Source organism: Streptomyces roseochromogenus subsp. oscitans DS 12.976, assembly GCF_000497445.1.
In the GTDB taxonomy this organism is placed as follows: Bacteria; Actinomycetota; Actinomycetes; order Streptomycetales; family Streptomycetaceae; genus Streptomyces; species Streptomyces oscitans.
In genome coordinates, this window is record NZ_CM002285.1 from 3,687,373 (window position 1) to 3,697,983 (window position 10,611).

Sequence of the window (10,611 nt, forward strand, 5' to 3'; positions counted from 1 at the left end):
GCCCACACCCCGAGCGCTCAGCCCTCGGCCACCACCACGGCCGAGGCGATCCCCGCGTCATGGCTGAGTGAGACGTGCCAGGACCGTACGCCCAGTTCGGCAGCCCGGGCGGCCACGGTGCCCGTCACCCGCAGGCGCGGCTGTCCGCTGTCCTCGACGAGCACCTCGGCGTCGGTCCAGTGCAGGCCGGGCGGTGCGCCCAAGGCCTTCGCCAGCGCCTCCTTGGCCGCGAACCGGGCCGCGAGCGAGGCGATCCCGCGCCGCTCCCCGCTGGGCAGCAACAGCTCCCGCTCCACGAACAGCCGCTCGGCCATGCCGGGCGTCCGCTCCAACGACGCGCGAAACCGGTCGATCTCGGCGACGTCGATCCCCACTCCGATGATGCTCATGCCGGGCAGCCTACGGTCGCTTCCCGTCCGCCTGCCGAAATCCCGCTGCCGGACCCGGCACGTGCCGTCTACGCTCCGTCCATGACGTCCCAGGCCTACCTCTCCGACCTGTTCTCGCTGGACGGCCGTGTCGCCGTGGTGACCGGAGGCAGCTCCGGCATCGGCCGGGCCATCGCCGGAGCGCTCGCGCGGGCCGGCGCGAGGGTGGTGGTCGTGGCCCGCGGCAAGGAACAACTGGAGCAAACCGTCGGCGAGTTGACCGGCGCCGGTTGCACGGCCGCGTGGGTCGCGGGCGATCTCGGCACGCGTGACGGCGTGCGCGCGGCGGCCGAGGAGGCGGCCGGTGTCTTCGGCGAGCCCGACATCCTCGTCAACTCCGCGGGGATCAACCTGCGGCCGCCGCTGGGCGAGCTGGGCGAGGACGTGTGGGACACCACCATGGCCGTGAACCTGGAAGCCCCCTTCCTGCTGGGGCAGCGGTTCGGGCCCGGCATGGCGGAGCGCGGCTTCGGCCGGATCATCCACATCACCTCCCAGCAGGCCCACCGCGCGTTCGTGCAGAGCGGGGCCTACGGCGTCTCCAAGGGCGCGCTGGAGGCGCTGGCCCGTTCGCAGGCCGAGGCCTGGTCGCCGTACGGCGTCACCGTCAACACCCTGGTGCCGGGCTTCGTGATGACCCCGCTCAACCAGCGGCTGTCCAGTGACCCCCAGAAGGTGGCGGCGCTGGCCGCGCGCACGTTGACCGGCCGCAACGGCCTCGCCGAGGACTTCGAGGGCGCGGCCGTCTTTCTCGCCGGCCGCGCCTCCGCCTATGTCACCGGCCAGTCGATCTTCGTCGACGGCGGCTTCTCCGTGCACTGAGCCGGGTGCGGCCTACTCGACCGTCACCGACTTCGCCAGGTTGCGGGGCTGGTCCACGTCGTTGCCGCGGGCGGTGGCCAGCTCGCAGGCGAAGACCTGCAGCGGGACGGTCGCCACCAGCGGCTGCAGCAGGGTCGGGGTGGCCGGGATGCGGATCAGGTGGTCGGCGTAGGGGGCGACCGCCTCGTCGCCCTCCTCCGCGATCACGATGGTGCGCGCCCCGCGGGCCCTGATCTCCTGGATGTTGGAGACGATCTTGTCGTGCAGGACCGAGCGGCCGCGCGGGGACGGTACGACGATCACCACCGGCACGTCCTCCTCGATCAGCGCGATCGGGCCGTGCTTCAGCTCGCCCGCCGCGAAGCCCTCGGCGTGCATATAGGCGAGTTCCTTGAGCTTCAGGGCGCCTTCGAGGGCGACCGGGTAGCCCACGTGCCGGCCGAGGAACAGCACCGTGTTCTTCAAGGCCAGGGTCCGCGCGAGAGCCCGTACCGGCTCCATCGTCTCCAGGACCCGATCGACCTCCTCCGAGATCCGGGAGAGGTCCTTGATGACGGCCTGGATCTCGTCGCCCCACTTGGTGCCGCGCACCTGACCCAGGTACAAGGCCACCAGATAGCAGGCCACCAGCTGGGTCAGGAACGCCTTGGTGGAAGCCACGGCGACCTCCGGGCCCGCGTGGGTGTACAGCACCGCGTCCGACTCGCGCGGGATCGTCGAGCCGTTGGTGTTGCAGATGGCCAGCACCTTGGAGCCCTGCTCACGGGCGTGCCGCAGCGCCATCAGGGTGTCCATGGTCTCGCCGGACTGGGAGATGGCGATCACCAGGGAGCGGCCGTCCAGGATCGGGTCCCGGTAGCGGAACTCGCTGGCCAGCTCCACCTCGCACGGGATGCGCGTCCAGTGCTCGATGGCGTACTTGGCGATCAGGCCGGCGTGGAAGGCCGTACCGCAGGCGACGATGACGACCTTGTCGATCTCGCGCAGCTCGGACGGGGAGATGCGGACCTCGTCCAGGGTGAGCGAGCCGGACGGGTCGATCCGGCCCAGCAGTGTGTCGGCTACCGCCTTGGGCTGCTCGGCGATCTCCTTGAGCATGAAGTAGTCGTAGCCGCCCTTCTCGGCGGCGGAGGCGTCCCAGTCCACGTGGTAGCTGTGCACCTCGGCCGGGCGGCCGTCGAAGCCGGTCACCGTGACGCCGTCCCTGCGCAGCTCCACGACCTGGTCCTGGCCCAGTTCGATCGCCGAGCGGGTGTGGGCGATGAACGCGGCGACGTCGGACGCCAGGAACGCCTCGCCCTCGCCGACACCGACCACGAGCGGCGAGTTGCGGCGCGCACCCACGACCACATCCGGTTCGTCGGCGTGCACCGCGACCAGCGTGAACGCGCCCTCCAGCCGCCGGCACACCAGCCGCATGGCCTCCGCCAGGTCGGCGGTGGCCGAGAACTCCTCGCCGAGCAGATGGGCGACGACCTCGGTGTCGGTCTCGGAGGTCAACTCATGGCCCCGCTCGGCCAGTTCGGTCCGCAGCACCGCGAAGTTCTCGATGATGCCGTTGTGGACGACGGCAACCCGGCCCGCGTTGTCGAGATGCGGGTGGGCGTTGCCGTCGGTGGGGCCGCCGTGCGTGGCCCAGCGCGTGTGGCCGATGCCGGTCGCGCCCGTCGGCAGCGGCCGTTCGACCAGTTCCTTCTCCAGGTTGACGAGTTTCCCGGCCTTCTTGGCCGAGGCCAGTCCGCCGTCGGCGAGGACGGCGACGCCCGCCGAGTCATATCCCCGGTACTCCAGCCGCTTCAGCCCTGCCATCACGACATCGAGCGCCGACTGCGACCCTACGTATCCCACGATTCCGCACATGAGCCGCAGCCTACGACCCGCTCGGCGCCAGAAAACGCTTCCGCCTGCCCGGATTCGGAAATTCCCACAGCCATACGAACGGCGAACACGGCCGTACGGTCGCCGAAGGTGCAGTGCTCCGCGGCCCCGTCCGCCGCCGGCCGAGGGCCGCCCCGATCCACGTACCGGCCGGGACACCGAGCGCAGAACACGGTGAGCGCCGCGAGCAGCGCCGTCCGCGATCGACCGGAGCACACCGACGATCACTAAGCCGTCGGTCTGTACGGCGAAGGCGGCGACCGTCAGCGCGTAGAGCTGAAGGGACACCGGAAGGAGGAGAACGACGACGAGGAAGAGGAGGAGAGGATGGCGGTCACCCCACCCGCCCATGCCGAGGCCCGCCGGCCCCGAACGCCGCCGCGAGGCGACCGACGCCGTGATCGAGCAGCTCGCCCGCACCGGCATCGGCTCCTTCCCGCTGCGCACGCCGGCCGAGGGGCTGGGGCGGAGCGCTGGACGAGCGGCAGCACGCGGCGCCGCGCGCCACCACCGGCCGGCCGACCGCGCGGTCCCGGTCAGCGAGGTCGTCCGCTCCGCCTGGCACCGCGACCTCAGCCCCGGCGAACTCGACATGACCCGGCTCATCCGGGAGACCGAGGGCCTCGCGGCGGCCGGCCGGCTCACCCTCCCGCACCCCGGCCTCGTGCGCGGCCGCGCCGAGTCCGTCGCCCCCCGCCTGGTCCACCGCGGCCTGTCCGGCGCAGCCGCCCTGACCTGCGCCACCCTCCTCAACACCGCCTTCTCCAGCCTCCAGGCCGACCTGCTGATCACCGGCGGCCACGAGCGCGGCGAAGCGGCATCGGACGCCCTGTGCGCCTGGGTCGACGCCCAGGTGACCGCAGCCGCGTGACGGACCCCACCCACCACGGAGTTCAAACTCCGTTAACAATGGAATGTGATCTCATCGGTCTCCTCGATGCCCCGGAGCGCTCACCGGCACAGGCCGGAGGCGACTCCCTACGTCGACCTCACCCGCGCCGAGTGGAGCGCGCTGCGCGACAAGACGCCGCTGCCGCTCACCGCCGAGGAGGTGGAGAAGCTGCGCGGTCTGGGCGATGTGATCGACCTGGACGAGGTGCGGGACATCTACCTCCCGCTCTCCCGGCTCCTCAACCTCTACGTGGGCGCCACGAACGGCCTCAGAGGCGCCCTGAACACCTTCCTCGGCGAGCAGGGCTCCCAGTCCGGCACCCCGTTCGTCATAGGCGTCGCCGGCTCGGTGGCCGTCGGAAAGTCCACGGTCGCCCGTCTCCTGCAGGCCCTGCTCTCCCGCTGGCCGGAACACCCGCGCGTGGAACTGGTCACGACGGACGGATTCCTCCTGCCCACCAAGGAGTTGGAGGCCCGCGGCCTGATGTCGCGGAAAGGATTCCCCGAGTCCTACGACCGCCGGGCCCTCACCCGTTTCGTCGCCGACATCAAGGCGGGGAAGGACGAGGTCACGGCCCCCGTCTACTCCCACCTCATCTACGACATCGTGCCGGACAGGAAGCTCACGGTCCGCCGCCCCGACATCCTGATCGTCGAGGGCCTCAACGTCCTGCAGCCCGCCCTGCCCGGCAAGGACGGCCGCACCCGGGTCGGCCTCGCCGACTACTTCGACTTCAGCGTGTACGTCGACGCGAGCGCCGAGGACATCGAACGCTGGTACCTCAACCGCTTCAAGAAGCTGCGCCAGACCGCCTTCCAGAACCCGGACTCGTACTTCCGCAAGTACACCCAGGTCTCCGAGGAGGAGGCCCTCGACTACGCCCGGACCCTCTGGCGCACCATCAACAAGCCCAACCTGACCGAGAACATCGCGCCCACCCGAGGCCGAGCCACCCTCATCGTCCGCAAGGGCCAGGACCACAAGGTCCAGCGCCTGAGGCTACGCAAGCTGTAACTACCCAGGGGCGCGGGGCTGTGTCCGATATGCGGCCCCGCCGCGTGGGCGTGACAGGCCACGACGAACCAGCGCCCCGCGACGCACAGCCCCGGCAACCCGAACCCGGATCTCAGCCCAACGCCGACTTCACGGCATCGGCCAGCCGCCCGGCCACCGACCGAGCCTGCTCGATATCCGCGGCCTCGACCATCACGCGCACCAACGGCTCGGTACCCGAGGGACGGAGCAACACCCGCCCGGTCTCCCCCAGTTCACGCTCAGCCTCAGCAACAGCGGCAGCCACGTCGGCAGACGTACGCACACGCGACTTGTCCACATCCGGCACATTGATCAGCACCTGCGGCAGCCGCTCCATCACCGAGGCGAGCTCCCGCAGCGAACGTCCGGTCTCCGCGACCCGAGCGGCGAGCAGCAGCCCGGTCAGCGTGCCGTCACCGGTCGTCGCGTGATCGAGAATGATCACGTGCCCGGACTGCTCACCGCCCAGGGCGAACCCGTGCTCCTTCATCTCCTCGAGCACATACCGGTCCCCGACGGCCGTCTGCACCAGCCGGATCCCGGCCCGCTCCATCGCCAGCTTGAACCCGAGGTTGGACATCACGGTGGCCACCACCGTGTCCGCCCGCAGCGCGGACCGCTCCCGCATGGCCAGCGCCAGCACCGAGAGGATCTGGTCGCCGTCGATCTCCTCGCCGGCGTGGTCCACGGCCAGACAGCGGTCGGCGTCGCCGTCGTGCGCGATACCGAAGTCCGCGCGGTGCTCGACGACCGCGGCTTTCAGCCGGCCGAGGTGGGTCGAGCCGCACCCGTCGTTGATGTTGAGCCCGTCCGGCGCCGCGCCGATCGTGACGACCTCGGCGCCCGCCCGGGAGAACGCCTCCGGCGAGACCCCCGAGGCCGCGCCGTGCGCTTCGTCCAGGACGATCTTCAGTCCGTCCAGCCGGTTGGGCAGGACGGACAGCAGGTGGCCGACGTACTGTTCGAAGCCCTCGTCGTACGACCGTACGCGCCCCACACCGGCGCCCGTCGGCCGCTCCCACGGCTCGCCGTGCCGGTGGGACTCGTACACCGCCTCGATCTTGTCCTCCAGCTCGTCGGCGAGCTTGTGGCCGCCGCGGGCGAAGAACTTGATGCCGTTGTCCGGCATGGCGTTGTGGCTGGCGGAGAGCATCACGCCCAGGTCGGCGCCGAGCGCGCCGGTCAGGAAGGCCACGGCGGGGGTCGGCAGCACACCGACGGTCAGGACGTCCACGCCGGCACTCGCGAGGCCGGCGACCACGGCCGCCTCCAGGAACTCCCCGGACGCCCGCGGGTCCCGTCCGACCACCGCCTTCGGCCGGTGGCCCGCGAAGGTGCCCGCCTCGGCGAGCACGTGGGCCGCCGCAACGGACAGGCCGAGCGCCATCTCGGCCGTCAGGTCCGCGTTGGCGATACCGCGCACGCCGTCCGTACCGAAGAGTCGTCCCACTTGTCCTCCTGAGGAAACATCCGCTCACACAAGCCTTTGAGCGTCTGAGCGTCTTGTGTCGTTATACGCCCTGGGCTGGGATAAACGAGCGCCCCGACGGCACACGTGGCGTGCCGCCGGGGCGTTCGGAGTACGAGCAGGCAGCTGCTGTTTAGCGCTTGCTGTACTGCGGGGCCTTGCGGGCCTTCTTCAGACCGGCCTTCTTCCGCTCGACCGCGCGGTCGTCGCGGCGCAGGAAGCCGGCCTTCTTCAGCGGGCCACGGTTGTTGTCGACGTCGGCCTCGTTCAGCGCGCGGGCGACACCGAGACGGAGCGCACCGGCCTGGCCGGAGACACCGCCACCGGCGATGCGGGCGATGACGTCGTAACGACCCTCGAGCTCAAGCACCTTGAAGGGCTCGTTGACTTCCTGCTGGTGCACCTTGTTCGGGAAGTAGTCCTCAAGGGTGCGACCGTTGATCTTCCACTTGCCGGTGCCCGGGACGATCCGGACACGGGCGATGGCGTTCTTGCGGCGGCCCAGGCCGGCGGCGGGCTGGGGCTCACCGAAGCGCGAGGCGAGGGACTCGGAGGTGTACTCACCCTCCACCGGAACCTCGGACTCGGTGGTGTAGCTCTCGATGTCTTCGATCTCTTCGATCGGCTGCTCGGCAGTGGTCTCGGCCACGATTCTCCTCAGATTCTCTTCAGTCTTAGGGGGTGGCCGGACTTACTGCGCGACCTGGGTGATCTCGAACGGAACCGGCTGCTGGGCAGCGTGGGGGTGGTTCTCGCCGCGGTAGACCTTCAGCTTGGAGAGCATCTGACGGCCCAGGGTGTTCTTGGGGAGCATGCCCTTGACGGCCTTCTCGATGGCCTTCTCGGGGTTCTTGTCCAGCAGCTCGTCGTAGCGGACGGAGCGCAGACCACCCGGGTAGCCGGAGTGGCGGTACGCCATCTTCTGGGTCCGCTTGTTGCCGGACAGGTGCACCTTGTCCGCGTTGATGATGATGACGAAGTCACCAGCGTCGACGTGGGGGGCGTAGATCGGCTTGTGCTTGCCCCGGAGGAGGGTCGCTGCGGTGGTGGCGAGACGGCCCAGGACAATGTCCTGAGCGTCGATGACGTGCCACTGGCGCGTCACATCGCCGGGCTTGGGGCTGTACGTACGCACGGTTCGTAGCCTTCGCTTCGAGTGAATGGTCCTGAACAGGTCACCGAAACGATCACGACAGCCTTGACCGCACCGCGGTGACGCAAACCGCGTGCTGGTCGCTGGTCATCGGCCCGGCGGACCGGTGTAAGGGCCCGTCCCGTGAGAATGAGCAAGCCAATACACAACGAAGAAGCAGAATACCTGGGCGCCCCCGGACGGGTCAAAACGGCGCCCTCCCCGCTCACACCGGCGGACAAACACGGCATGCCGCCGCACGCGCCCCGGCACCCTGCGTGCCCCGTCTAAGATGCGCCCCATGAGTTACGGGCAGGGGGGACCCCAGTCTCAGTGGGATCCCTGGAAACCGCATTCCCAGCAGCCCTGGAGCAGCGGCGACGACGGGACCCCGGACTGGGCCGCGCTCGCCGAGGCCTCGGAGTCCCGGAACAAGCGCCGCAAGCTGCTGTTCATAGGCGGTGGCGCGGTCGCGACGGTCGCGATAGGCACCGCGGTCGCCATGGCCGTCGTCTCGGCGAACAGCGGCAACAGCGCGAACGGCACCCCCACCAACCTGCCCGCCAGCGCCTCCGTGCCGAGCGGCTCGGCCACGCCGTCCTTCGCCCCCACCAGCGCCCCGCCGCCGCTGAACCCCAAGGACTTCATCTCCAGCGCCAAGAAGGACACCGCCCCGCTCAACGCGGACAGCCTGTTCCCGGGCACGCAGCTGACCATGGGTGACACGGTGTACAAGAAGGGCGCCACGGCCGACACCACGCAGTGCGCCACCGCCGCGGGCGGCACCCTGCCGAAGATCCTCGACGCCAACCGCTGCACCCGCCTGATCCGCGCGACCTACACCAACGGCGGCGGGATCGCGATCACCGTCGGCGTCGCCGTCTTCGACGACCAGGCCCAGGCCGCGAAGGTCAAGGCGCAGGCCGCCAAGAAGGCCGTGGTGCGCTCCCTGCCCGGCAACGGCGTCAAGAACTTCTGCGACGCCGCGGTCTGCCTGACCACCACGAACGCCGTCGGCCGCTATGTCTACTTCACGACCGGCGGCTTCCTCGACGGCAAGGACGTCACCAACAAGGACACGAAGGTCTTCCGCGTCGGCGACGACCTGCAGCAGTTCACCTTCAACCAGATCATCCGCCGCGGCCAGGCCCAGGCGTCCGCGGCGGCGAACCGGTAGCTCAGCAGCACCCCGCCGACGGAAGCGAGCGCTTGTTCCGCGCCTCCTTGTTGCGCGCTGCGAGCAGCTCGTCGGCGGGGTAGCCGACCTCCTCCAGGGTCAGCCCGTGCGGCCGTACGACATGCACGGCGGAGTCCCGCACCCCCGCGGCCAGCACCTTCCCGGGCCACTCCGGGCCGCGGTGCCCGTCTCCGACGAACAGCAGCGCCCCGATCAGCGAGCGCACCATGTTGTGGCAGAAGGCGTCGGCCCGGACGGTCGCGGTGATGATCCCGTCGGCGCCCTTTTCGAGGCTCAGCTCCTGCAGCGTCCGGATGGTGGTGGCCCCCTCCCGCTTCTTGCAGTAGGCCGCGAAGTCGTGCTCCCCCAGCAGCTGCCGGGCGGCCTCGTTCATGGCGTCCACGTCGAGCGGCCAGTCGTGCCAGAGGACGTGGTTGCGAAGCAGCGGGTCCACGCCCCCGGGGTTGTCGGTGACCCGGTAGGCGTACCGGCGCCAGATCGCCGAGAAACGGGCATTGAAGCCGCTCGGCGCCTCGCGGAGAGCCCACACCCGCACGTCCCGGTCCAGGCGTCCGGCGAGCCGCTTGAGCAACTTCTCGTGGTGCTCCCGCCAGACCCCCTCGGGCAGGTCCACATGCGCCACCTGCCCACGCGCGTGCACCCCGGCATCGGTCCGCCCGGCGACGGTCAGCTCGTACGTCTCCCGGGACCGCGTGACGGTGCGCAGGGCGTCCTCGATCTCCCCCTGCACGGTGCGCCGCCCTCCGGCCTGCTTGGCCCATCCGGAGAACTCGGTCCCGTCGTAGGAAAGGTCAAGACGGACACGCACGTAACCGGGCTGTACTTCGTCACTCACGTAGGAATCCTCTCAGGGCGGAGCCGGTGCGAAGAAACGCGAAAGCGGGCCCGCCCCGGAGGGCGAACCCGCTTCCCGCGTCAGGCAGAGCCTCAGGCTTCCTTCGACTCCTCGGCAGCGGCCTCCTCGGCCGGAGCCTCGGTGGTCTCCGCAGCCTTGGCCTCCTCGGCCTCCTTGACCGCACGCTTGGTGGCGGCCTCGGCCTCACCGGTCGCCTGCTGGGCAACCGTCAGCGCCTCGACCAGCTCGATGACGGCCATGGGCGCGTTGTCGCCACGGCGGTTACCGATCTTGGTGATGCGGGTGTAGCCACCCGGACGGTTCTCGTACCGCGGGCCGATCTCGGTGAAGAGCGTGTGGACGACGCCCTTGTCCGTGATGACCTGGAGCACCTGACGGCGGTTGTGAAGGTCGCCCTTCTTCGCCTTGGTGATCAGACGCTCGGCGTACGGGCGCAGGCGGCGGGCCTTCGCCTCGGTGGTGGTGATACGGCCGTGCTCGAAGAGCGCCTTCGCGAGGTTCGCGAGGAGCAGCTTCTCGTGCGCGGCGCTGCCGCCCAGACGGGCACCCTTGGTGGGCTTCGGCATTGTTCTTCTCCTGTGTGTCTGCCCCGGCCGTGTCAGGTACCGGGGTCAGTATCCGAGCAGACGGTTGTCTGTCGGAGATCCGGGGTCCGCTGACGCGAACCCCGGAGGCTGTGGAGATCAGTACTGCTCGGTCTCCACGAAACCCGCGTCCGCGTCGTCGTCGGCGCCGAAGGCGTCCGCGGCGGCGGTCGGGTCGAATCCGGGCGGGCTGTCCTTGAGAGCCAGGCCCATGCCGGCCAGCTTCGCCTTGACCTCGTCGATGGACTTCGCACCGAAGTTACGGATGTCCAGGAGGTCCGCCTCGGAACGGGCGACGAGCTCACCCACCGAGTGGAT

12 protein-coding genes are annotated in these 10,611 nt (G+C 70.0%); 4 read left to right on the forward strand and 8 right to left on the reverse strand.

Features of this window, described 5'->3' with window-relative positions; all coding sequences use genetic code 11:
* Window positions 1-17: 17 nt before the first annotated feature.
* Window positions 18-389 (reverse strand): holo-ACP synthase, encoded by a 372-nt coding sequence (locus M878_RS65635; protein ID WP_023547357.1) that lies wholly within the window; start codon window positions 387-389, stop codon window positions 18-20.
* Window positions 390-470: 81 nt separating this feature from the next.
* Here M878_RS65635 and M878_RS65640 point away from each other — a divergent pair, with 81 nt between their 5' ends.
* Window positions 471-1,250, forward strand: a complete 780-nt coding sequence (locus M878_RS65640; RefSeq protein ID WP_023547358.1) for an SDR family NAD(P)-dependent oxidoreductase — start codon at window positions 471-473, stop codon at window positions 1,248-1,250.
* Window positions 1,251-1,262: 12 nt separating this feature from the next.
* On the opposite strand, the gene glmS is transcribed toward M878_RS65640, so the two are convergent.
* Window positions 1,263-3,110 carry a glutamine--fructose-6-phosphate transaminase (isomerizing) gene (gene glmS, locus M878_RS65645; RefSeq protein WP_031225038.1) on the reverse strand — a complete coding sequence of 616 codons (1,848 nt, stop codon included), beginning with the start codon at window positions 3,108-3,110 and terminating at the stop codon, window positions 1,263-1,265.
* A 367-nt stretch (window positions 3,111-3,477) separates the two neighbouring features.
* Between glmS and M878_RS65650 the strand changes: the two genes are divergently transcribed.
* Together M878_RS65650 and coaA are read left to right on the forward strand one after the other, a co-directional pair.
* Complete coding sequence (locus M878_RS65650; protein WP_023547360.1) at window positions 3,478-3,999, forward strand: hypothetical protein; 522 nt, start codon at window positions 3,478-3,480, stop codon at window positions 3,997-3,999.
* Between the two features lie 66 nt (window positions 4,000-4,065).
* On the forward strand, window positions 4,066-5,034 hold the full coding sequence (gene coaA, locus M878_RS65655) for a type I pantothenate kinase (RefSeq protein ID WP_023547361.1): 969 nt from the start codon (window positions 4,066-4,068) through the stop codon (window positions 5,032-5,034).
* 112 nt (window positions 5,035-5,146) lie between these two features.
* Here coaA and glmM read toward each other — a convergent pair whose 3' ends face one another.
* The 3 genes from glmM to rplM form a co-directional block, all read right to left on the reverse strand.
* Window positions 5,147-6,505, reverse strand: coding sequence for a phosphoglucosamine mutase (gene glmM, locus M878_RS65660; protein ID WP_023547362.1), 1,359 nt, complete (start codon window positions 6,503-6,505; stop codon window positions 5,147-5,149).
* Between the two features lie 151 nt (window positions 6,506-6,656).
* The gene (gene rpsI / locus M878_RS65665) at window positions 6,657-7,172 is read right to left on the reverse strand and encodes a 30S ribosomal protein S9 (RefSeq protein ID WP_023547363.1); all 516 of its coding nucleotides are present in this window, start codon (window positions 7,170-7,172) and stop codon (window positions 6,657-6,659) included.
* Between the two features lie 42 nt (window positions 7,173-7,214).
* On the reverse strand, window positions 7,215-7,658 hold the full coding sequence (gene rplM / locus M878_RS65670) for a 50S ribosomal protein L13 (RefSeq protein ID WP_023547364.1): 444 nt from the start codon (window positions 7,656-7,658) through the stop codon (window positions 7,215-7,217).
* A gap of 298 nt (window positions 7,659-7,956) precedes the next feature.
* Between rplM and M878_RS65675 the strand changes: the two genes are divergently transcribed.
* Window positions 7,957-8,832, forward strand: a complete 876-nt coding sequence (locus tag M878_RS65675) for a hypothetical protein (RefSeq protein ID WP_023547365.1) — start codon at window positions 7,957-7,959, stop codon at window positions 8,830-8,832.
* 1 nt (window position 8,833) lies between these two features.
* On the opposite strand, the gene truA is transcribed toward M878_RS65675, so the two are convergent.
* The 3 genes from truA to M878_RS99895 form a co-directional block, all read right to left on the reverse strand.
* Window positions 8,834-9,688, reverse strand: a complete 855-nt coding sequence (gene truA / locus M878_RS65680) for a tRNA pseudouridine(38-40) synthase TruA (protein WP_023547366.1) — start codon at window positions 9,686-9,688, stop codon at window positions 8,834-8,836.
* 92 nt (window positions 9,689-9,780) lie between these two features.
* Entirely contained in the window at window positions 9,781-10,275 is a 495-nt protein-coding gene (rplQ, locus tag M878_RS65685; protein ID WP_023547367.1) for a 50S ribosomal protein L17, read from the reverse strand.
* Between the two features lie 117 nt (window positions 10,276-10,392).
* Window positions 10,393-10,611 (reverse strand): DNA-directed RNA polymerase subunit alpha C-terminal domain-containing protein (locus M878_RS99895; RefSeq protein ID WP_037730133.1); only part of this gene is annotated, 219 nt, incomplete at its 5' end.